Raw genomic sequence first — 23,932 nt, forward strand, 5'->3', positions numbered from 1 at the left:
TGGCACCGCCGGGTCGCGTTGGCTGGGTTGCTCGCCGTCGCGGCGGGGACAAGGGGGCTTGCCTTGGGCCTCTTGTGACCCCCTTGAGATCGCCGTCGCCGTCGCCGCGGGGCAAGCGGCCCTGGTGGGTCCCTTGTGACACCTGTTTTACGGGGTCTGGGGCAGAGCCCCGGTTTCGGGAAGGGGCGGGTCAGGGGAGAAAACCGCCACCGGGCCACAGCCCACCGACACGCCTACAGCAGCCCGCGTTCCAGGGCGGTCATGACGGCTGCCGTGCGGTCGGAGACGCCCAGCTTCTTGAAGGAGCGTAGGAGGTGGGTCTTGACGGTGGCTTCGCTGATGAAGAGACGGGTGCCGATCTCGGAGTTGGTGAGGCCCTGGCTGACCAGGCCGAGGACCTCGCGTTCGCGGCCGGAGAGCGGGACCGGCTCGACGACGGTGCGGGGGCGGAACAGCTTGCCGGCCAGGGACGGGGTGAGGACGGTCTCGCCGCGGGCCGCGCTGTGCACGGCGTCGATGAGCTCCTGCCGGGAGCTGCCCTTGAGCAGGTAGCCGGCGGCCCCGGCCTCGACCGCGCGGAGGATGTCGGCGTCGTCCTCGTAGGTGGTGACGATGACGACCTTGGTGCCAGGGCAGTCGCGCAGGATGTGACCGGTGGCGGCGACGCCGTCCATGCCGCCCATGCGCAGGTCCAGCAGCACGATGTCGGGGCGCAGCGCGGTGGCCTGGACGACCGCCTCCTCGCCGGAGCCGGCCTGGCCGACCACGCTGATGCCCTCGGCGGACTCCAGCATGGCGCTGAGGCCCTCGCGTACCACCGGGTGGTCGTCGGCCAGCATCACCCGGACCGTTGTCGTCTCAGCCACTGAATGCCTCCTGGGCGACCGCGCCCAGCGGGGCGGTCACCTCGATCGTGGTGCCGTGTCCGGGGCGGCTGTCGACGGTGGCCGACCCGTGGATCTCCGCAGCCCTGGCCCGCATGCCGCGCAACCCGTACCCGTTCTGGTCGTCGTCGGGGGAGAAGCCCGGGCCGTCGTCGCGGATGACGACGCGGACGGTGTCCTCCTCGTAGGCGACCAGGACCTCCACCGTGCGGGCCCGGGCGGCGTGCTTGCGGACGTTGGCGATGGCCTCCTGCACCGAGCGGAGCAGGACGACGTTGACGTTCATCGGCAGCGGCCTCTCGTCGCCCTCGACGGTGCAGCGCACGTCCAGGCCGGTCTCGGCGACCAGGCCGTCGGCCTGCCGGCGCACGGCCTGGACGAGGGAGCTGCCGCGCAGCGCGGGCGGGGTGAGGGTGGTGACGAAGTCGCGGGCCTCGGCGAGCGACTCCTTGGCCACCCGGCCGGCCAGCGACAGATGGGTGCGGGCGAGGTCGGGGGAATGGTCCAGCTCCGACTCCGCCGTCTGCACCAGTCCGATGATGCTGGTCAGGCCCTGGGCGATGGTGTCGTGGATCTCGCGCGCCAGCCGCTCGCGCTCGGCGGAGATGCCGGCCTCGTGGGAGAGCCGGGCCACCCGCTCGCGGCTGCGTCGCAGGTCCTCGATGAGCCGGCCGCGCTCCTTGCTCTGTCGGACCACCCGTTTGACCCACAGCCCCAGCAGCGTGGACAGGGCGATGCTCAGCAGCGCTATGGGCAGCACCTGGAGCACGCCGAGGCCCATGTCCTCGCCGCGCACCCACACCACGACCACCGGCCAGAGATGGGCCGCGATGAGCATGACCACGGCCTGCGGCATGGACAGGCTCATGATCAGCATCGGGACGACGGCGAACATGGCGAAGGAGCCGGCGAGGCTGAACGAGGTGGCGACCGCGAACAGCAGCAGCAGGACGCCGGCGAAGACCAGGTTCCGCGGCCCGACCGCGTCACCGATCATCAGCGGTCGGCCCAGCGCCGCGTACCACGGCACGATCAGGGTCAGCGCGCCGATGGCGACGGCATGGGTGCCGGAGGTGAGGAGCAGGGTGGCGGTGACGAGATAGGAGACCGCGAAGAAGCCGTCCCACAGGCCGAACCAGCGGGTTCCGGACTCGGGTCCGTAGTACGCGCCGGCCTGGGGCACGCCGTGCTGAGCCTGCGACACGCCTCGTCGGAAGTGAGTGCGCACGTCACTAGTCCTACCACGCGTGTCCACCGTGTCCACCGTCCGGTGGACAGCCGGAACCCACCGTTCAGTCGTCTCGGCGGCAGGGCGCGCGGACCTAGCGTGGAGGTATCAGGACGCCGGTGAAGCGGCGCGCCACAGCCAAGAGCCCATCAGGGCGGGAGACATCGCACATGAGCCAGTTCGTCACCGCACTCATCGCCAGCGGCACGATTCTGACCATCATCCTGGCCACCGACATCGGCCATAAGAAGATCACCACCACGCGCATGGTGCGCTCGGTGGTGGCCGTGGCCGTCATCATCGCCATCTTCGTGCACTCGTTCCCCACCCAGGGCAACGACGTCTCGCTCCAACTCGTAGGGGTCGGTGTGGGGGTGATCTCCGGTCTCATCGCCGGTACCCTGTTGCCCGCCTACCGTCATGAGTCCGGTGAGATCTACACCATCGGCGGGGTCGGCTACGCGCTGGTGTGGGTCGTGCTGTCCAGCGGGCGCGTCCTCTTCGCCTATGGTGCCGAGCACTGGTTCACCGAGGATCTCATCCGCTTCTCCATCGACTACAAGATCAGCGGACAGGACACCTATGCCAACGCGTTCGTCTTTATGTCCCTGGCCATGGTCCTGACCCGCACCGCTGTCCTGCTGACCAAGATGCGCAAGCTGCGCGCCGCCGAGGCGGCGCGGGCCGCGCAGCTCGAGTCGCAGCGCGGCAGCGGTGCCGCGGTCTGATCCAGGTGAATGACAACCCATCAGCCCGGCAACCTGCCCTGACGTGAGAACTTGGGTGAAGCAGCAGTGGAAACCATGGAAGATGTGAGGCTCCGACCGCCCCGGCACCGGGTGGGGAGCCGCGCGATCGGCTGGTGGACGGTGCAGTCGGCGCTGTTCGCCGTGCCGCTGCCGCTCACCTTCGGCATCCTGTGGGCCTCCATCCCGCCCACCCGCGAGTTCTTCATGTGGGCGACGCTGATCTCGCTGCTGCCCGGCCTCCTCTACACGGCCGTCATGCCGGCCTGGCGCTACCGGGTGCACCGCTGGGAGGTCACCGACGAGGCGGTCTACGCGGCCTCCGGCTGGCTGTGGCAGCAGTGGCGGGTGGTCCCGCTGTCCCGGGTGCAGACCGTGGACACCCTGCGCGGCCCCATCCAGCAGATGTTCGGGCTCTCCGGAGTCACCGTGACCACCGCCTCCGCCTCCGGCGCCGTGAAGATCAAGGGCATCGACCACCAGGTCGCCGAGGAGCTGGTGGCGCATCTGACCCGGTTCACCCAGGCCACCCCGGAGGACGCCACATGAGCGGCGAGACCACCGTACGGCGGGCGGCCCACGCCGCGCCGAGCGAGTGGGGGCGACTCAACTCCCGGCTGCTGCTGGTCAACCTCGCCATCCTGGTGGCCCCGGTCGCGATGTTCCTGGCCACCTATCTGGTCGCCGGGAAGACCAACCTCCAGATCCTCATCACCCTCGGCTCGGTCTTCCTCACCTTCCTGGTCATCAGCGGCATCGGCCTGATGCGCCTGATGACCACCCGCTACCGGGTCGGCGAGGACATGGTGGAGCTCCAGTCCGGGCTGCTCTTCCGCAGCCGGCGCTCGATCCCCCTCGACCGCATCCGCAGCGTCGACCTGACGGCCAACCCGCTGCACCGGCTCTTCGGCCTCACCACCCTCACCATCGGCACCGGCGAGCAGAGCTCCTCCGCCGGCCAGCGGCTCACCCTGGACGGCATCAGCGCGGCGGACGCCGCCGAGCTGCGCCGGCAGCTGATCGAGCGACGGGACGCCGGGCGCGGCCTGGGCGCCGCCGCCGAGGACGACGGCCCGATCAGCGAACTCGACTGGTCCTGGCTGCGCTACGGCCCGCTGAGCGTGTGGGGCGTCGGCGGTGTCTTCATCGCCGCGGCCAGCGTCTACCGCACCCTGCACGAGCTGAAGGTCGACCCGCTGGAGTGGGGGGTCGTCAAGGACCTGGAACACCGCTTCGGCTCGGTCCCGCTCTGGTACGGCGTCCTGGTCGCCCTGGCCGTCGTGGTGGTCCTCGGCGTCGCCGGCTCGACCGGCGCGTTCATCGAGAGCTGGTCCGGCTACCGGCTGGAGCGCGAGGACGGCGGGATGTTCCGGGTCCGCCGCGGACTCTTCGTCACCCGCTCGGTCAGCATCGAGCGGCGGCGGCTGCGCGGCGTGGAGCTGGTCGAGCCGATCCCGCTGCGCTGGGCCAAGGCGGCCAGGCTCAACGCCGTCGCCAGCGGCCTGGGCAACCTGGAGGACAACCGCAGGCGGCGCGCGCTGACCCCGCCGGTGCCCCGCGCCGAGGCCCGCCGGGTGGCCACCGAAGTCCTCGGCGAGCACCCCGCGCTGACGGTGCGGGACGGCCTGCTGGGCCACCCCCGGGCCGCCCTGCGGCGCCGCGTCAACCAGGCGCTGATCTGGTCCGTGCTGATCGCCGCGGTGCCCTTCGGCCTCGGCGTCTGGCTCGGCCCGGCCTGGGTGACCGTCGGCTGTGTCACCGGCGCGGTGCTGGTGCCGGTGCTGGTGGCCTTCGCGGTCAACGCCTACCGGACGCTGGGCCATGGCATCCGCGGCGGCTACCTGGTCACCAGCGCGGGGACGTTCGCCCACCGAACGGTCGCCCTCCAGCGGGAGGGGATCATCGGCTGGAAGATCACCCGGACGCCGTTCCAGCGCCGTGCCGGACTCCTCACCCTCGGCGCCACCACCGCCGCCGGTGAGGGCGTCTACAAGGTCCGTGACGTCTCCACGGGCCAGGGAATCGCCCTCGCGGAGGACGCCGTACCGCAGCTCCTCCTCCCGTTCCTGGAACGGGCACCCCGGTCCGCCCGCCGCGGCTGACCGCATCGCAGACCAACTGGCGAATCCCCCGAGAGGTGGAGGGGCGGACCGAAAAGCCGCCCCTCCACCTCTGAATTCCTTGCCTGTATCCGCATTCTCGTGCACTCTGGTGAATTACGCATTGCCCTCCGAGGCCACCCGGTAAATAAGGGACCCAAGGAAAAGCTAGGGGTCCGTAGGGGGTTTGAAGGGGTTTCTGGGGGACCCTCCCTGTGCAAGGCTGGCGCACGGTCTTGGTTTATGTCTGCAGGGTTATGGGGCGCGCGATGATGAGTGAGTCCGAGGATTTCACGCCCGAGAACACCGAAATGCGGGAGGACGGTCCCGGTGCGGTGTCGGCGTGGCGGGAGCGACTCGCCGACCTGCCCGAGCCCGAGCGTGCCGAAACCGCCCTGGAGTGGGTCGGCGACCTGGTCACGGCCGCGCTCAAGGAGAACGCGCCCGACCAGCTCGACCCGCACCGTCCCTTCCAGGACCTGGGCTTCGACTCGATCGCCGCGGTCGACCTGCACAGCCGGCTGACCGCCGTCACCGGGCTGCGGCTGCCCGTCACCCTCGCCTTCGACCACCCCACCCCGGCCCGGCTGGCCGCCCATGTGCTGGCCGAGCTCGGCCTCGCCGAGGGCCCCGACGCCGTGCCGGTCGTCCCCGGCGCCGCCTTCGCCGACGGCGAGCCCATCGCCATCGTCGGAATGGGCTGCCGTTTCCCCGGAGACGTACGGTCACCGGAAGAACTCTGGGAAATCGTCGCCGGGGCCCGGGATGTCATATCCGAATTCCCCACCGGCCGCGGCTGGGATCTCGCCGGACTTTACGACCCCGACCCGGAACGGGCGGGCAGCAGCTACGCCCGTGAAGGTGGATTCCTGCACGACGCCGATCGCTTCGATCCGGCGTTCTTCGGCATCTCGCCGCGTGAGGCCCTCGCCATGGACCCGCAGCAGCGACTGCTGCTGGAGACGTCCTGGGAGGCGTTCGAGCGGGCCGGCCTCGACCCCGCACTCTTCCGCGGCGGCCACACCGGCGTCTTCGTCGGCGCCGAACAGCAGGACTACGGCCCCCGACTGCACGAGGCCGAGGAGGGCTTCGAGGGCTACCTGGTGACCGGCAACGCCGCCAGCGTCGCCTCCGGCCGCATCGCCTACACCTTCGGCTTCGAGGGCCCCACCGTCACCGTCGACACCGCCTGCTCCTCCTCGCTGGTCGCCCTGCACCTCGCGGTGCAGGCGCTGCGCGCCGGCGAGTGCTCGCTGGCCCTGGCCGGCGGCGTCGCCGTCATGGCCAACCCCGGCTCGTTCATCGCCTTCAGCCGCCAGCGCGGCCTGGCCCCCGACGGCCGCTGCAAGCCGTTCGCCGCGGCCGCCGACGGCACCGCCTGGGGCGAGGGCGCCGGCATGCTGCTCGTCGAGCGGCTCTCCGACGCGCGGAAGAACGGCCACCCGATCCTCGCCGTCATCCGCGGCACCGCCATCAACCAGGACGGCGCCAGCAACGGGCTCACCGCCCCCAGCGGCCCCGCGCAGCAGCGGGTCATCCGCCAGGCCCTCGCCAACGCCGGCCTCACCCCGGCCGAGGTCGACGTGGTCGAGGCACACGGCACCGGCACCACCCTGGGCGACCCGATCGAGGCGCAGGCGCTGCTGGCCACCTACGGCCAGGAGCGCCCCGAGGGGCAGCCGCTGTGGCTGGGCTCACTCAAGTCCAACCTCGGCCACACCCAGTCCGCGGCCGGCGTCGGCGGCATCATCAAGATGGTCATGGCGATGCGGCACGAGGTGCTGCCCAAGACCCTGCACGTGGACGCGCCCACCCCGCACGTCGACTGGTCCGCGGGCGACATCGAGCTGCTGACCGAGGCCCGCGCCTGGCCGCGCACCGAGGAGCGGGTGCGCCGCGCCGGCGTCTCCTCCTTCGGCATGAGCGGCACCAACGCCCACGCCGTCATCGAGCAGCCGCCGGCCGCCGACGAGGCCGCCGAGCCGGCCGAGGCCCCCGCCGGGCCCGCCCCCGCCGTCCTGCCCTGGACCCTGTCGGCCAAGACCGAGACCGCCCTGCGCGAGCAGGCGCGGCGACTGGCGGAGCGGCTGGACGCCGACCCGGAGCTCGCCCTCACCGACGTCGGCCACTCCCTGGCCACCACCCGCGCCGTCTTCGAACAGCGCGCCGTGCTCGTCGCCGGCGACCGCGTCGGACTCCGGGACGCGCTGGGCGCCCTCGCCGCCGGCGAGCCCTCCCCGGCCGTCGTCCAGGGCGCCCCCGCCGCCGGCAAGCTGGCCTTCCTCTTCACCGGCCAGGGCAGCCAGCGGCTCGACATGGGCCGCGAGCTCTACCAGGCGTACCCGGTCTTCGCCGAGGCGCTCGACGACGCCGCCTGGTACCTGGAAGAGCAGCTGGAACATCCGCTGCTCGACGTCCTCTTCGCCGAGCAGGGCTCCCCCGAGGCCGCCCTTCTCGACCGCACCGACTACACCCAGCCCGCCCTCTTCGCGATCGAGGTCGCCCTCTACCGACTGGTCGAGTCCTGGGGACTCCGCCCCGACCTGCTCGCCGGCCACTCCATCGGCGAACTGGCCGCCGCCCACGTGGCGGGCGTGCTCTCCCTGGAGGACGCCTGCGCGCTGGTGGCCGCCCGCGGCCGACTGATGCGCGAGCTGCCCGCCGGCGGCGCCATGGTCGCCGTCCAGGCCGCCGAGGAGGAGGTGCTGCCGCTGCTGAACGACCGCGTCGGCATCGCCGCCGTCAACGGCCCCGCCTCCGTCGTCGTCTCCGGCGACGAGGACGCCGTCACCGAGATCGCCGACGCCCTCCGGCTCCAGGGCCGCAAGACCAAGCGGCTGACGGTCAGCCACGCCTTCCACTCGCCGCTCATGGACGGCATGCTCGACGAGTTCCGGCGCGTCGCCCAGGTGCTGGAGTACGCCCCGCCGCGCATCCCCGTCGTCTCCACCGTCACCGGCCGGCCCGCCACCGCCGAGGAGCTGTGCTCCCCCGAGTACTGGGTGCGGCACGTGCGGGACGCGGTGCGCTTCCTGGACGGCGTGCGCACCCTCGCCGAGCGCGGCGCCACCACCTTCCTGGAGCTGGGCCCCGACGCCGTGCTCACCGCCATGGCCCAGGACTGCCTGCCCGACGCCGACGGCGCCGTCTTCGCGCCCGCGCTGCGCGCCGCCCGGCCCGAGGCCGAGACCCTGACCCTGGCCGTCGCCCGCGCCTATGTCCGCGGCAGGAGGGCCGACTGGAGCGCCCTGTACGCCGGGACCGGCGCCCGCCGCGTCGACCTGCCCACCTACGCCTTCCAGCGCCAGTCCTACTGGATGGCCACCCCGTCCGCCGCCGAGGTCGCCGTCGCCGTCGACCCGGCCGGCGAGCGGTTCTGGGAGGCCGTGGAGAGCGGCGACCTGAGCGCCCTCGCCGCCGAACTCGACGTCGACCCCGAGCTGTCGCTGAGCGCCGCGCTGCCCGCCCTGTCCTCCTGGCGGCGGCAGCGCACCGAGCGCACCCTGGTGGACGGCTGGCGCTACCGCGCCGTCTGGAAGCCGCTGACCGACCGCTCCGGCACCTCGACCCCCGCCGGCCACTGGCTGGTCGTCACCCCGGCCGGCGCCGCCCGCGACCGCGCCGAGGGCGTGGTCCGCACGCTCACCGGCCGCGGCGCCCGCGCCGAGCTGATCGAGCTGGACCCGGCGGACTACGCGGACCGCGCGGGCGTCGCCGAGCGGCTGCGCTCCGCGGCCGCCGACGCGGCCGACGTCACCGGCGTCCTCTCCCTGCCCACCCTCGACGGCACCGCGGGCCTCCTCGCCACGATGACGCTGACGCAGGCGCTGGGCGACGCGGGCATCGAGGCTCCGCTGTGGGTGGCCACCCGCGGCGCGGTCTCCACCGGCCGCTCCGACGCGCCGGTCGACCCCGCCCAGGCGCAGATCTGGGGCCTGGGCCGGGTGGCGGCACTGGAGCTCCCCGAGCGCTGGGGCGGGCTCGTCGACCTGCCCGCCCTGCCGGAGACGCTGGACGAGCGGGCGCTGTCCCGACTCGTCGGGGTGCTGACCGGAACCGAGGACCAGGCGGCGGTCCGCTCCTCCGGCGTGTTCGTACGCCGGCTGGCGCGGGCGGCCGCGGCCGCCGAGGGTGATGCCGCGGGTTGGCGTGCCGGTGGTTCGGTGTTGGTGACGGGTGGTACGGGTGCGCTGGGCGCTCATGTGGCGCGTTGGCTGGTGGAGCGGGGTGCCGAGCACCTGGTGTTGACCAGCCGTCGTGGGCTGGAGGCGCCGGGCGCGGCCGAGTTGCGGGACGAGCTCGTCGCGCTGGGCGCCCGGGTCACCGTCGCCGCGTGCGACGTGGCCGACCGGGAGGCGCTGGCCGAGCTCATCGCCTCGCTCCCCGAGGAACTGCCGCTCACCGCCGTGGTGCACGCCGCCGGTGTGCTGGACGACGGCGTGCTGGACGCGCTGGACGCCGAGCGGGTCGAGCGGGTGCTGCGCGCGAAGGCCGTGTCCGCGCGGAACCTGCACGAGCTGACCCGCGACCTCGACCTCTCTGCCTTCGTCCTCTTCTCCTCCATCAGCGGCTCCGTGGGCGCCGCCGGCCAGGGCAACTACGCGGCCGCCAACGCCTACCTGGACGCGCTGGCCGAGCTGCGCCGCGCCGAGGGCCTCCCCGCCACCTCCGTGGCCTGGGGCCCCTGGGCCGGCACCGGCATGGCCGCCGACGAGGCCCTGGAACAGCGCATGCGCCGCGAGGGCCTGCCGCCCATGGCACCCGCGCCGGCCATCGCCGCGCTCCAGCTCGCCCTCGACCTCGACGAGACCGCCGTGACGGTCGCCGACATCGACTGGGACCGCTTCCCGCGCGTGCTGACCGCCGTCCGGCCCAGCCCGCTCATCGCCGACCTGCCCGAGGCCGGGGCCACTCCGGCCGGTGGCACGGACACCGCCCGCGTCGTCACCGACGCCGACCTGGCCTCCCCGCTGGGCGAGCGCCTCGCCGGGCTCTCCCCGGCCGAACGGGACCGGCTGCTGCTGGACCTGGTGCGCACCCACGTGGCCGAGGTGCTCGGCCACAGTGGCGCCGACGCCGTCGAGTCCGGCCGCGCCTTCAAGGAGCTGGGCTTCGACTCGCTCGCCGCCGTCGAGCTGCGCAACCGCCTCAACGCGGCCACCGGCCTGCGTCTTTCGCCGACCCTCGTCTACGACTACCCGACCTCGGCGGCCCTCGCCGAGCACCTCCGGACCGAGCTGGTCGGCGCGCGGACCGCCGCCGACAGCGGCGACACCGCGCGGCCGTCCGTGGCCGTCGACGACGACCCGATCGCGATCGTGGCGATGAGCTGTCGTTTCCCGGGTGGGGTGCGGTCGCCGGAGGGCCTGTGGTCGCTGCTGACGGCGGGCGCGGACGCGGTCGCGGAGTTCCCGTCGGACCGTGGCTGGGATCTGGAGGGGCTGTACGACCCGGACGCCGCGCTGGTCTCCGCCCCGCCGGAGGGCCTGGAGGGCCACCTCGGCACGGGCAACGCGGCCAGCATCGTCTCCGGCCGCGTGTCCTACACCTTCGGTCTGGAGGGCCCGGCCGTCACGGTCGACACGGCCTGCTCCTCCTCGCTGGTCGCCCTGCACCTCGCCGTGCAGGCACTGCGCCAGGGTGAGTGCACACTGGCGTTGGCCGGCGGCGTCACCGTCATGTCCACCCCCGAACCGTTCGTCGACTTCAGCCGGCAGCGCGGGCTGGCGGCCGACGGCCGGATCAAGGCGTTCGCGGCCGGCGCCGACGGCACCGGCTGGGGTGAGGGCGTCGGCATGCTGCTCGTGGAGCGGCTGTCCGACGCGCGGAAGAACGGCCACCCGGTCCTGGCGATCGTGCGCGGCAGCGCCGTCAACCAGGACGGTGCCAGCAACGGTCTGACGGCGCCGAACGGCCCGTCGCAGCAGCGGGTGATCCGGCAGGCCCTGGAGGGTGCCGGGCTGACGACCGCGGACGTGGACGCGGTCGAGGCGCACGGCACCGGCACCACGCTGGGCGACCCGATCGAGGCGCAGGCGCTGCTGGCCACCTACGGCCAGGAGCGAGACGCCGAACAGCCGCTGTTCCTCGGCTCGATCAAGTCCAACATCGGGCACACCCAGGCCGCGGCCGGTGTCGCGGGCATCATCAAGATGGTGCTGGCGATGCGCCACGGCGTGCTGCCCAAGACCCTGCACGTCGACGCGCCGACCCCGCACGTCGACTGGACGGCGGGCGCCGTCGAGCTGCTGACCGAGGCACGGGAGTGGCCGGAGACCGGCCGCCCGCGCCGCGCGGGCGTCTCCTCCTTCGGCCTCAGCGGCACCAACGCCCACACCGTCATCGAGCAGGCCCCGGCCGCCGAGACACCGGACACGGAGGCCACCGCCGAGGCACTGCCCGGCGCGGGCCGCGTGACGCCGCTGTGGACGCTGTCCGCCAAGGGCGCCGACGCGCTGCGCGCCCAGGCCGCCCAGCTGGCCGCCCACCTCCGGGCCCACCCCGGGCTGAGCGACGCCGACCTCGCCTTCTCCCTCGCCACCGGCCGCGCCGCGCTGGAGGACCGCGCGGCGGGCGTCGCCGGCGACCGTACGCGGCTCATCGCCGCCCTGGAGGCGCTCGCCGCCGGCCAGAGCACCCCCGACCTGGTCCAGGGCTCGGTCACCGAGGGCAAGACGGCGTTCCTGTTCACGGGTCAGGGCAGCCAGCGGCTGGGCATGGGCCGTGAGCTGTACGCGGCCTACCCGGTGTTCGCGGACGCGCTGGACGCGGTCTGCGCGCATCTGGACGGGCATCTGGAGCGGCCGCTGAAGACCGTGGTGTTCGGCGAGGACGCCGAGCTGCTGAACCAGACCGGCTACACCCAGCCCGCGCTCTTCGCGATCGAGGTGGCGCTGTTCCGCCTGGTGGAGTCCTGGGGCATCGAGGCCGATGTGCTGTCCGGCCACTCCATCGGCGAACTGGCGGCAGCCCATGTCTCCGGCGTCCTCTCGCTGGTGGACGCGGCGAAGCTGGTGGCCGCCCGTGGTCGTCTGATGCAGGACCTCCCGGCTGGTGGCGCGATGATCGCGCTCCAGGCGTCGGAGGACGAGGTCCTTCCGCTGCTGACCGAGGGCGTCAGCATCGCGGCCCTCAACGGTCCGCGGTCCGTGGTGATCGCGGGCGACGAGGACGCGGCGCTCGCCATCGCCGCGAGCTTCGAGCAGCAGGGTCGTAAGACCAAGCGGCTCACCGTCTCGCACGCCTTCCACTCGCCCCGTATGGACGCGATGCTGGAGGACTTCCGCGCGGTGGCGGAGACGCTGACGTACGCGGCTCCGCGTATCCCGATCGTCTCGGGCCTGACCGGTGCGCCGGTCTCCGCCGAGGAGATCACCACGGCCGACTTCTGGGTCCGTCACGTCCGCGAGGCCGTGCGCTTCCTCGACGGTGTCCGCGCCCTGGAGGCCCAGGGCGTCACCACCTTCGTGGAGCTCGGCCCCGACGGCGTGCTCACCGCCATGGCGCAGGAGTGCGCCGAGGGCGCGGACACGGCGTTCGTCCCCGTGCTGCGCAAGGGCCGCGACGAGGCGGAGACACTGACCGGTGCGCTGGCCGCGCTGCACGTCCGGGGTGTGACCCCCGACTGGACCGCGTACTACGCGGGTACGGGCGCGGGTCGCGTCGAGCCCGCCGCGCTGGCCGCGCTGCCCACGTACCCCTTCCAGCGGGAGCGCTTCTGGCTGGCCGAGGCGGCCGTCCCGGCGGCCGAGACCACCCCGCGCGGTGCCGTCGACGAGAGCTTCTGGGCGGCCGTGGAGCGCGGCGACCTGGCGACGCTCGCCGCCGAGCTCGACATCGACCCGGAGCTGTCGCTCGGCGAGGTGCTGCCCGCGCTGGCGTCGTGGCGCCGCCGGCAGGCGGAGCGCGCGACCGTGGCCGGCTGGCGCTACCGCGCCCTGTGGAAGCCGGTGACCGAGCGCCTGGCGGGCTCGCTGACCGGCCGCTGGCTGGTCGTCACCCCGGACGCCGAGGCCCAGGCCGACCGCGACGCCGAGATCGTCCGGGCGCTGACCGGGCGCGGCGCCGAGGTGGCGCGCGTCCAGCCGGGCGCCGAGGACGACCACGCGGGCCTGGCCGCGCTGCTGCGCGCGGCGGCGGACGGCGCCGCCGTGGCGGGCGTGCTCTCGCTGGCGGCGGTCGAGGCCGGCGAGGCCGGGCTGGCGCGCACGGTCGCGCTGGTGCGGGCGCTGGGCGAGGCGGGCATCGAGGCTCCGCTGTGGGTGGCCACCCGCGGCGCGGTGTCGGTGGGTCGGTCGGACAAGACCGTGGACCCGGCGCAGGCGCTGGTGTGGGGTCTGGGCCGGGTGGCGGCTCTGGAGCTCCCCGAGCGCTGGGGCGGTCTGGTCGACCTCCCTGAGACGCTGGACGAGCGGGCGCTGGACCGGCTGGCCGGAGTGCTGGCCGGAGCCGGCACGGACGCCGTCGCCGAGGACCAGGTCGCGATCCGCACATCGGGCGTCTACGGCCGCCGGCTGGCGCGGGCGGCCGCGGCCGCCGAGGGCGATGCCGCGGGTTGGCGTGCCGGTGGTTCGGTGTTGGTGACGGGTGGTACGGGTGCGCTGGGCGCTCATGTGGCGCGTTGGCTGGTGGAGCGGGGTGCCGAGCACCTGGTGTTGACCAGCCGTCGTGGGCTGGAGGCGCCGGGCGCGGCCGAGTTGCGGGACGAGCTCGTCGCGCTGGGCGCCCGGGTCACCGTCGCCGCGTGCGACGTGGCCGACCGGGAGGCGCTGGCCGAGCTCATCGCCTCGCTCCCCGAGGAACTGCCGCTCACCGCCGTGGTGCACGCGGCGGGCGTGCTGGACGACGGCGTGTTGACCGGTCTGGACGCGGACCGCATCGAGCGGGTGCTGCGCGCGAAGGCCGTGTCCGCGCGGAACCTGCACGAGCTGACGCGCGACCTCGACCTCTCCGCCTTCGTCCTCTTCTCCTCGCTCGCCGGCTCGGTGGGCGCGGCGGGTCAGGGCAACTACGCGGCCGCCAACGCCTATCTGGACGCGCTGGCCGAGCTGCGGCGCGCCGAGGGGCTGCCCGCGACATCGATCGCGTGGGGCCCGTGGGCCGGCACCGGCATGGCTGTCGATACCGCGATCGAGCAGCGGCTGCGCCGCGACGGGGTGCCGCCGATGGCGCCGCGGCTCGCGATCATGGCGCTGCGACAGGCCGTCGAGCTCCAGGAGACCGCGGTGACGGTCGCCGACCTCGACTGGGACCGCTTCCTGCCGGAGTTCACCGCCGTACGGCCGAGCGCTCTCCTCGCCGAACTGGCCGCGCCCCGCACCGAGTCGGAGACGGCGCCGCACGGCGCGTCCCGCGCGGCCGCCACCACCGGCGGCGGCACGCTGGCCGAGCGGCTGGCCCCGCTGAGCGAGACCGAGCGTGAGCAGGAACTGCTCGGGCTGGTCCGCGCCCAGGTCGCCGCCGTCCTCGGGCACGGCGGCGCCGACGCGGTCGAGTCCGCGCGCGCCTTCAAGGAGCTGGGCTTCGACTCGCTCACCGCGGTCGAGCTGCGCAACCGCCTCAACGCGGCCACCGGTCTGCGTCTTTCGCCGACCCTCGTCTACGACTACCCGACCTCGGCCGCCCTCGCCGAGCACCTCCGCACCGAGCTGCTCGGCTCCGAGCCCGCGGTGGTCGGCGCCGACGGCATACCGCCGCTGGTCGCGGTGGACGACGATCCGATCGCGATCGTGGCGATGAGCTGTCGTTTCCCGGGTGGGGTGCGGTCGCCGGAGGAGCTGTGGTCGCTGCTGACGGCGGGCGCGGACGCGGTCGCGGAGTTCCCGTCGGACCGTGGCTGGGATCTGGAGGGGCTGTACGACCCGGACCCGGACCGGCAGGGCACCTCGTACACGCGTGAGGGCGGGTTCCTTTACGACGTGGCCGACTTCGACGCGGCGTTCTTCGGGATCTCGCCGCGTGAGGCGCTGGCCATGGACCCGCAGCAGCGGCTGCTGCTGGAGACCTCGTGGGAGGCGTTCGAGCGGGCCGGGATCGACCCGGCGACGCTGCGCGGCAGCAGGACCGGCGTCTTCGCCGGCACCAACGGCCAGGACTACCTGTCCCTGCTGATGAAGGCGCCGGACGGGCTTGAGGGCCACCTGGGCACGGGCAACGCGGCGAGCGTGGTCTCCGGCCGGGTGTCCTACACCTTCGGCCTGGAGGGCCCGGCGGTCACCGTCGACACCGCCTGCTCCTCCTCGCTGGTCGCCCTGCACCTCGCGGCCCAGGCGCTCCGCAACGGCGAGTGCGAACTCGCCCTCGCGGGTGGTGTGACCGTCATGTCCACCCCCGAGAACTTCATCGACTTCAGCCGGCAGCGCGGGCTGGCGGCCGACGGCCGGATCAAGGCGTTCGCGGCCGGCGCCGACGGCACCGGCTGGGGCGAGGGCGTCGGCATGCTGCTCGTGGAGCGGCTCTCCGACGCGCGGCGCAACGGTCACCCGGTCCTGGCGATCGTGCGCGGTAGCGCCGTCAACCAGGACGGTGCGAGCAATGGTCTGACGGCGCCGAACGGCCCGTCGCAGCAGCGTGTGATCCGGCAGGCCCTGGAGGGGGCCGGGCTGACGACCGCGGACGTGGACGCGGTCGAGGCGCACGGCACGGGGACGACGCTGGGCGACCCGATCGAGGCGCAGGCGCTGCTGGCCACCTACGGCCAGGAGCGGGACGTCGAACAGCCGCTGTTCCTCGGCTCGATCAAGTCCAACATCGGGCACACCCAGGCCGCGGCCGGTGTCGCGGGCATCATCAAGATGGTGCTGGCGATGCGCCACGGCGTGCTGCCCAAGACCCTGCACGTCGACGCGCCGACCCCGCACGTCGACTGGACGGCCGGCGAGATCGCGCTGCTGACGGAGTCGGTGGAGTGGCCGGAGACCGGCCGTCCGCGCCGCGCGGGTGTCTCGTCCTTCGGCATCAGCGGCACCAACGCGCACACGATCATCGAGCAGGCCCCGGCCGTCGAGGACGAGGCCCCCAAGGCCCCGACCGGCGCGCGACGCGAGATCGCCCCGCTGCCGTTCGCGCTGTCGGGCAAGGGCGCCGAGGCGCTGGCCGCACAGGCCGCGCGGCTGCGCTCGTACCTTGAGGAGCGGCCCGAGGCCGGGCTGCTCGACCTCGCCCACTCGCTGGCCGTCGGCCGTGCCGCGCTGGAGCACCGCGCGGTGCTGACGGCGGCCGACCGCGGGGAACTGCTCGCCGCCTTGGAGGCGCTGGCGTCCGGCCAGAGTGCCCCCGGGCTGGTCGAGGGCTCCGTCGGCGAGGGCAGGACGGCGTTCCTGTTCACGGGCCAGGGCAGCCAGCGGCTGGGCATGGGCCGTGAGCTGTACGACGCCCACCCGACCTTCGCGGACGCCCTGGACGCCGTCTGCGCCCACTTCGACGCGCTCCTGGACCGCCCGCTCCGCGAGGTCGTGTTCGGTGCGGACGCCGAGCTGCTGGACCAGACCGGCTACACCCAGCCCGCCCTCTTCGCCATCGAGGTCGCGCTCTTCCGCCTGGTCGAGGCGTGGGGTGTGAAGGCGGACTTCCTCTCCGGTCACTCGATCGGCGAGCTGGCCGCCGCCCATGTCTCCGGTGTCCTGTCGCTGGAGGACGCCTGCACCCTGGTGGCGGCTCGTGGTCGTCTGATGCAGGCCCTGCCGCCTGGCGGCGCGATGATCGCGGTGCAGGCGTCGGAGGACGAGGTCCTGCCGCTGCTCACCGAGGGTGTCAGCATCGCTGCCCTCAACGGCCCCACCTCCGTGGTGATCGCCGGTGACGAGGACGCCGCCGTCGAGATAGCGAGCGGCTTCGAGCAGCAGGGCCGTAAGACCAAGCGGCTCACCGTCAGCCACGCCTTCCACTCGCCCCGTATGGACGCGATGTTGGAGGACTTCCGCGCGGTCGCCGAGACGCTGTCGTACGCGGCTCCGCGCATCCCGATCGTCTCGGGTCTGACCGGCGCGCTGGTCTCCGCAGAGGAGATCACCAGCCCCGACTTCTGGGTCCGCCACGTCCGCGAAGCCGTGCGCTTCCTGGACGCGGTCCGCGCGCTGGAGGCTCAGGGCGTCACCACCTTCGTGGAGTTGGGCCCGGACGGTGTGCTCACCGCCATGGGGCAGGAGTGCGCCGAGGGCGCGGACGCGACGTTCGTCCCCGTGCTGCGCAAGGGCCGTGCCGAGGCGGAGTCGCTGACCGGCGCGCTGGCCGCGCTGCACGTCCGCGGGGCGGCCCTGGACTGGGCGGCGTTCTTCGCCGGCACGGGCGCGCGGCGCGTGGAGCTGCCGACATACGCGTTCCAGCGGCAGCGCTACTGGCCCGCCGCCACGACGGCGGCCGGCGACCCGGAGTCGATAGGGCTCGGCGGGACGGACCACCCGCTGCTGGGCGCGGCGGTGCCGCTGGCCGACGCGGACGGCTTCCTCCTCACCGGGCTGCTGGCCACCCGGACCCACCCGTGGCTCGCCGACCACGCCGTCATGGACACCGTGCTGCTGCCGGGCACGGCCTTCGTGGAGCTGGCGCTGCACGCCGGCGCCCAGGTCGGCTGCGAGCGGCTGGACGAGCTGACCCTGGAGGCGCCCCTGGTGCTGCCCGAGCGGGTCGCGGTCCAGCTCCAGCTGGTCGTGGACGGCCCGGACGAGTCCGGCCGCCGCTCCTTCAGTCTGCACTCGCGTCGGCAGGACGCGCTCGCGACCGAGCCGTGGACCCGGCACGCCAGCGGTGTGCTGGCGGCCGCCGCCCAGGACGCGCCCGGCGACCTCGCCGTGTGGCCGCCGCGGGGCGCCACCGCCCTGCCCGTCGACGGCCTCTACGAGGAGCTGTCCGGGGCCGGACTGGGCTACGGCCCGGTCTTCCAGGGGCTCAAGGGCGCCTGGCGGCTGGGGGCCGACCTCTACGCCGAGGTCGTGTTGCCGGCGGCCGAGGAGGTGCCCGCCGTCCGGGGCGCCGAGGCCGACCGGTTCGGACTGCACCCCGCGCTGCTCGACGCCTGTCTGCACGTCATCGGCCTGGACGGCCCGGACCGCGAGGCGGCGCTGGCCGAGGGCGCGCTGCTGCCCTTCGCCTGGAACGGCGTGCGGCTGCTGGCCGCCGGCGCCGGCGCGCTGCGGGTGCGGCTGACCGAGCAGTCGGAGAACGCCGTGTCGCTGCTGGTGGCCGACGGCACCGGGGCGCCGGTCGCCACGGTCGAGTCGGTGGCGCTGCGCGCGGCCTCCGCCGAGCAGGTGCGCGCCGCGCGGAGCGGGCTGCACGAGTCGCTGTTCCAGCTGGAGTGGACCGCCGTGCCGGTGCCCGCCACGGGCACCGGGGCGGGCGACTGGGCCGTGTTGGGCGCCGACGCCGCCGAACTGGCCGAGCTGGAGGTCGCGTTCGGAACCGGCGTCCGGCTGGCCGCGTACCGCGACCTGTCGGTGCTGCGTACGGCCGTCGAGGCCGGGGCGGCCGTGCCGCACACCGTGCTCGTCTCGGGCGGCGGTTCCGGCGACGACGCCGACGCGGCGGCCGTACGCACCACGACCCTGCACACCCTGGACCTGCTCCAGTCCTGGCTGGCCGACGAGCGGTTCGCCGACTCGCGGCTGGTGCTGCTGACGCGCGAGACGGTGGCCACCGAGACCGGGGCGGACATCGCGGAGCTGCCGTTCGCCGCCGCCCGCGGCCTGTTCCGCTCCGCCCAGTCGGAGAACCCCGGCCGGCTGACGCTGCTCGACGTGGACGGCGCGGCCGCCTCGTACCGGAAGGTGCTCGCCGCGCTGGCCGTCGACGAGCCGGAGTTGGCGCTGCGTGACGGCGTGGCGCTGGCACCGCGGCTGGCCCGGGTGCCGGCCGTGGGCGACGAGACCATGACGGCACCGGAGTTCACCCCCGACGGGACCGTCCTGGTCACCGGCGCCACCGGCCAGCTCGGCGGACTCTTCGCCCGCCACCTGGCCGCGGAGCACGGGGTGCGCCACCTGCTGCTGCTCAGCCGACGGGGCGTCCAGGCCGAGGGGGCCGCCGAGCTCACCGCCGAACTGGGCGCGCTGGGCGCCGAGGTGACCTGGGCCGCGTGCGACGTGGCCGACCGGGACGCGCTGGCCGCCGTGCTGGCGGACATCCCCGCCGCGCACCCGCTGACCGGCGTGGTGCACACCGCCGGTGTGCTGGACGACGGCATCCTCGGCTCGCTGACCCCGGAGCGGGTGGCGCGCGTGCTGCGGCCCAAGGCCGACGCCGCGCTCAACCTGCACGAGCTGACCCGCGGGTTGGACCTCGCCGCCTTCGTGCTGTTCTCCGGTGCCGCCGCCGCGTTCGGCGCGCCGGGACAGGCCAGTTACGCGGCCGCCAACGCCTTCCTGGAGGCGCTGGCCCAGCACCGCGCCGCCGCCGGACTGCCGGCGACCGCGCTGGCCTGGGGGCTGTGGGCGGGCTCCGGCATGGCCGCCGACCTGGACGAGACGGACCTGCGGCGCATCGCGCGCGGCGGCGTCGCCCCGCTGACCGCCGAGGAGGGCCTCGCGCTCTTCGACGCCGCCCGCGCGGACGGCACGACCGTGCTCTTCCCGATGCGGCTCGACCACGCGGGCCTGCGCGCCGAGGCCGCGGCCACCGGCACCGTGCCGGCACTGCTGCGCGGCCTGGTGCGGGTGCCGGTCCGCCGCGCGGCCGTCGCGGCCGCGGCCGCCGACGGCGGCGGGCTGGCCGAGCGACTGCGGGCGCTGCCCACCCCGGCCGAGCGGGACGCCCTGCTGCTGGAGCTGGTGTGCGGCCGCGTCGCCGCCGTGCTCGGCTACGCCGGTCCGGACGCCGTCGACGCGGGCCGGGCCTTCAAGGAGCTGGGCTTCGACTCGCTGACCGCCGTCGAGCTGCGCAACGACCTCAAGAACGTCACAGGGCTGCGCCTCCCCGCCACCCTCGTCTTCGACTACCCGACGCCCACCGCCCTCGCCGGCCACCTGCGGGACGAACTGCTGGGCGCCGAGGAGCCCGTCCCCGATGCGCCGGTCGCCGTCCCCGCCGCGCTCGCCGCGGTGGCCGACGACCCGATCGTGATCGTCGGCATGGGCTGCCGCTTCCCGGGCGGGGTGCGCTCGCCGGAGGACCTGTGGCGGCTCGTCGCCACCGGCGGCGACGGCGTCTCCGGCTTCCCCGTCGACCGCGGCTGGGACCTGGACGCGCTCTACCACCCCGACCCCGACCACGCGGGCACCAGCTACACCCGCGAGGGCGGCTTCCTGCACGACGCCGCCGACTTCGACCCGGCCTTCTTCGGCATCTCGCCGCGTGAGGCGCTCGCGATGGACCCGCAGCAGCGGCTGCTGCTGGAGACCTCGTGGGAGGCGTTCGAGCGCGCCGGCATCGACCCGGCGACGCTGCGCGGCAGCAGGACCGGCGTCTTCGCCGGCGTGATGTACCACGACTACGTCACCGGCATGGACGGCTTCCCGGAGGGCGTCGAGGGCTACATCGGCACCGGCAACGCGGGCTCCATCGCCTCCGGCCGGGTCGCCTACACCTTCGGTCTCGAAGGCCCGGCGGTCACCGTCGACACCGCCTGCTCCTCCTCGCTGGTCGCGCTGCACTGGGCGATCCAGGCGCTGCGCAACGGCGAGTGCACCATGGCGCTCGCGGGCGGCGTGGCCGTGATGGCCACCCCCGAGACGTTCGTCGACTTCAGCCGCCAGCGCGGTCTGTCGACCGACGGCCGCTGCAAGTCCTTCGCCGCGGCGGCGGACGGCACCGGCTGGTCCGAGGGCGCGGGCATGCTGCTCGTGGAGCGGCTGTCGGACGCGCGGAAGAACGGCCACCCGGTCCTCGCCGTGGTGCGCGGCTCGGCCGTCAACCAGGACGGCGCCAGCAACGGTCTGACGGCGCCGAACGGCCCGTCGCAGCAGCGCGTCATCCGCGCCGCGCTCGCCCACGCCGGCCTGGCGGCCGCCGAGGTCGACGTGGTCGAGGCGCACGGCACCGGCACCACCCTGGGCGACCCGATCGAGGCGCAGGCGCTGCTGGCCACGTACGGCCGGGAGAAGTCCGCCGACCAGCCGCTGTGGCTGGGGTCCATCAAGTCCAACATCGGTCACACGCAGGCCGCGGCCGGCGTCGCCGGCATCATCAAGATGGTCATGGCGATGCGCCACGGCGTGCTGCCCAGGACCCTGCACGTCGACGCCCCCTCGCCGAAGATCGACTGGGAGGCGGGCGCGGTCTCGCTGCTCACCGAGGCGATCGACTGGCCGGAGACCGGCCGGGCGCGCCGCGCGGGCGTCTCCTCCTTCGGTATCAGCGGCACCAACGCGCACACGATCATCGAGCAGCCCCCGGCCCAGCCGGTCGCCGACACCGCGGCCGCCGCCGTGCCGCCGGTCGTGCCGTGGCCGCTCTCGGCCATCGGCCAGGAGGCCCTGCGCGACCAGGCTCGCCGACTCCGCGACCACCTGCTCTCCGTCGGCGACTTCGACCCCGTCGACGTCGGCCACTCCCTGGCGACCGGCCGTGCGGCCTTCGAAGACCGCGCGGTGCTGGTGGCCCAGGACCGCGACGGCTACCTCCGTGCCCTGGCGGCCCTCGCCGCCGACGAGCCGGCCACCGGCGTGGTGCGCGGCTCGGTGGCCGGTGGCAGGACGGCGTTCCTGTTCACGGGCCAGGGCAGCCAGCGGCTGGGCATGGGCCGTGAGCTGTACGACGCGTACCCGGTGTTCGCGGAGGCGTTCGACGCGGTGTGCGCCGCGCTGGACGGGCAGCTGGAACGGCCGCTGAAGGACGTGGTGTTCGGCGAGGACGCCGAGCTGCTGGACCAGACCGGCTACACCCAGCCAGCGTTGTTCGCGGTCGAGGTGGCGCTGTTCCGTCTGGTCGAGGCGTGGGGTGTGAAGGCCGACTTCCTGTCCGGCCACTCCATCGGTGAGCTGGCCGCCGCGCATGTGGCGGGTGTGCTCTCGCTGGCCGATGCCTGCACCCTGGTGGCGGCTCGTGGTCGTCTGATGCAGGCGCTGCCGGCCGGCGGCGCGATGATCGCGGTGCAGGCGTCGGAGGACGAGGTCCTCCCGCTGCTCACCGAGGGTGTCAGTATCGCGGCCCTCAACGGCCCGCAGTCCGTGGTGATCGCGGGCGACGAGGACGCGGCGGTCGGGATCGCGAGCGGCTTCGAGGCGCAGGGTCGTAAGACCAAGCGGCTCACCGTCAGCCACGCCTTCCACTCGCCCCGTATGGACGCGATGTTGGCGGACTTCCGCGCGGTTGCGGAGACCCTCTCCTATGAGGCTCCGCGTATCCCGATCGTCTCGGGTCTGACCGGCGCGCTGGTCTCCGTCGAGGAGATCACCACCGCCGACTTCTGGGTCCGCCACGTCCGCGAGGCGGTCCGCTTCCTGGACGCCGTGCGCACCCTGGAGGCGCAGAACGTCACCACCTTCGTCGAGCTCGGCCCCGACGGGGTGCTCACCGCGATGGCGCAGGAGTGCGCCGAGGGCGAGGGCACGGCCTTCGTCTCCGCGCTGCGCAAGGGCCGCGACGAGGCGGAGACGCTGACCGGCGCGCTGGCCGCGCTGCACGTCCGCGGGACCGCCCTGGACTGGGCGGAGTTCTTCGCCGGCACCGGCGCGCGGCATGTGGAGCTGCCGACCTACGCGTTCCAGAGGCAGCGCTACTGGCTGGACGTCCAGCCGAGCGCCGCGGCCGCGCCGTCCGCGACGAGCGGCACCGACCGCTTCTGGGAGGCCGTGGAGCGGGAGGACCTCGACTCGCTCGCCGCCACCCTGGACGTCGACGGCGAAGGCGCCCTGGAGGCACTGCTTCCGGCGCTCTCGACGTGGCACCGGCAGCAGCGTGCGCGCTCGGCGGTGGACGGCTGGCGCTACCGGATCACCTGGAAGCCGGTCGGCGACCGCGCGGCCGGTGCCCTGGAGGGCCGCTGGCTGGTCGTCGCCCCGGCGGACGCCGGGACCCCGTGGGCCGAGGCCGTCGCACGGACGCTCGCCCAGCGCGGTGCCGAGGCGCGGCTGATCGAGCTGGGCGCCGCGAGCGACCGCGTGTCGGTGGCCGAGCGGCTTCGTGCCGAGAGCGGCGACGCCCCCGTGGCGGGCGTGTTCTCGCTGCTGGCGCTCGCCGAGGACGGCGGGCTGCTCGCCTCGGCCGCGCTGACGCAGGCGTTGGGTGACGCGGGCGTGGACGCGCCGCTGTGGGTGGCCACGCGTGGCGCGGTGTCCGTGGGGCGGTCCGACGCGCCGGTGGACCCGGTGCAGGCGCGGGTCTGGGGTCTGGGTCGGGCGGCGGCGCTGGAGCTGCCGGAGCGCTGGGGCGGACTCATCGACCTCCCCGCCCTGCCGGAGACGCCGGACGAGCGGGCGTTGTCCCGGCTCGCCGGGGTGGTCTCCGGCCGTGGTGGCGAGGACCAGGTGGCGGTCCGCTCCGCCGGTGTCTTCGGGCGCCGGTTCGTGCGGGCCTCGGTGCCCGCCGAGGCCGGGCGGACCTGGCGGCCGGGCGCCGGCACGGTGCTGGTCACCGGGGGCACCGGCGCGCTGGGTGCGCGGGTCGCCCGTTGGCTGGTGGGCCAGGGTGCCGAGCACCTGGTGCTGACGAGCCGTCGGGGTCTGGAGGCGCCGGGCGCCGTGGAGCTGCGTGACGAGCTCGCGGCCTCCGGGGCCCGGGTCACCGTCGCGGCGTGCGACGTGGCCGACCGGGACGCGCTGGCCGCTGTCCTGGCGGACATCCCCGCCGAGCACCCGCTGACCGCCGTGGTGCACACCGCCGGTGTGCTGGACGACGGTGTGCTGGACGCGCTGACGCCGGAGCGGTTCGCGGGTGTCCTGCGGGCCAAGGCGGAGGCCGCGGCCCATCTGGACGAGCTGACGCGTGAGCTGGAGCTGTCGGCGTTCGTGCTCTTCTCCTCCATCTCAGGCCAACTACGGGGCAGCCAACGCCTTCCTGGACGCGCTGGCCGAGCGGCGGCGTGCCGAGGGGCTGCCGGCGACG

General features: G+C 74.3%; 5 protein-coding genes and 3 pseudogenes. 6 read left to right on the plus strand and 2 right to left on the minus strand.

Annotation, left to right across the window (positions count from 1 at the left end; translation table 11 throughout):
- Nucleotides 1-233: 233 nt before the first annotated feature.
- Nucleotides 234-839: a response regulator transcription factor gene (locus CD790_RS13805; protein ID WP_144383773.1), complete on the minus strand. Its 606-nt coding sequence runs from the start codon at nt 837-839 to the stop codon at nt 234-236.
- A gap of 19 nt (nt 840-858) precedes the next feature.
- Nucleotides 859-2,112 carry a sensor histidine kinase gene (locus CD790_RS13810; RefSeq protein ID WP_260867556.1) on the minus strand — a complete coding sequence of 418 codons (1,254 nt, stop codon included), beginning with the start codon at nt 2,110-2,112 and terminating at the stop codon, nt 859-861.
- Nucleotides 2,113-2,282: 170 nt separating this feature from the next.
- On the opposite strand from CD790_RS13810, the gene CD790_RS13815 reads away from it, so the two are divergent.
- The 6 genes and pseudogenes from CD790_RS13815 to CD790_RS36820 all read left to right on the plus strand — a co-directional run.
- Nucleotides 2,283-2,840 (plus strand): hypothetical protein, encoded by a 558-nt coding sequence (locus CD790_RS13815; RefSeq protein ID WP_144383509.1) that lies wholly within the window; start codon nt 2,283-2,285, stop codon nt 2,838-2,840.
- Between the two features lie 75 nt (nt 2,841-2,915).
- Nucleotides 2,916-3,407, plus strand: coding sequence for a PH domain-containing protein (locus CD790_RS13820; RefSeq protein WP_277742693.1), 492 nt, complete (start codon nt 2,916-2,918; stop codon nt 3,405-3,407).
- The gene (locus CD790_RS13825; RefSeq protein WP_144383511.1) at nt 3,404-4,960 is read left to right on the plus strand and encodes a PH domain-containing protein; all 1,557 of its coding nucleotides are present in this window, start codon (nt 3,404-3,406) and stop codon (nt 4,958-4,960) included. Before CD790_RS13820 ends, CD790_RS13825 begins: the two co-directional genes overlap by 4 nt.
- Nucleotides 4,961-5,268: 308 nt before the next feature.
- Nucleotides 5,269-10,140: pseudogene (locus CD790_RS35725) on the plus strand (type I polyketide synthase); the annotation flags it as partial.
- Nucleotides 10,141-10,320: 180 nt separating this feature from the next.
- Nucleotides 10,321-14,550, plus strand: a pseudogene (locus tag CD790_RS36815) (type I polyketide synthase); the annotation flags it as partial.
- 180 nt (nt 14,551-14,730) lie between these two features.
- Nucleotides 14,731-23,899 (plus strand): annotated as a pseudogene (locus CD790_RS36820) (type I polyketide synthase); the annotation flags it as partial.
- Between the last annotated feature and the right edge of the window lie 33 nt (nt 23,900-23,932).

The organism is Streptomyces sp. SAJ15 (genome assembly GCF_007595705.1).
GTDB lineage: Bacteria > Actinomycetota > Actinomycetes > Streptomycetales > Streptomycetaceae > Streptomyces.

What these genes read in the sequence shown, in the direction of transcription:
- CD790_RS13805 (WP_144383773.1), bottom strand. Translation starts at nt 839, where the DNA reads ATGCTGGCCGACGACCACCCGGTGGTACGCGAGGGCCTCAGCGCCATG.
- CD790_RS13815 (WP_144383509.1), top strand. Translation starts at nt 2,283, where the DNA reads ATGAGCCAGTTCGTCACCGCACTCATCGCCAGCGGCACGATTCTGACC.
- CD790_RS13820 (WP_277742693.1), top strand. Translation starts at nt 2,916, where the DNA reads ATGGAAGATGTGAGGCTCCGACCGCCCCGGCACCGGGTGGGGAGCCGC.
- CD790_RS13825 (WP_144383511.1), top strand. Translation starts at nt 3,404, where the DNA reads ATGAGCGGCGAGACCACCGTACGGCGGGCGGCCCACGCCGCGCCGAGC.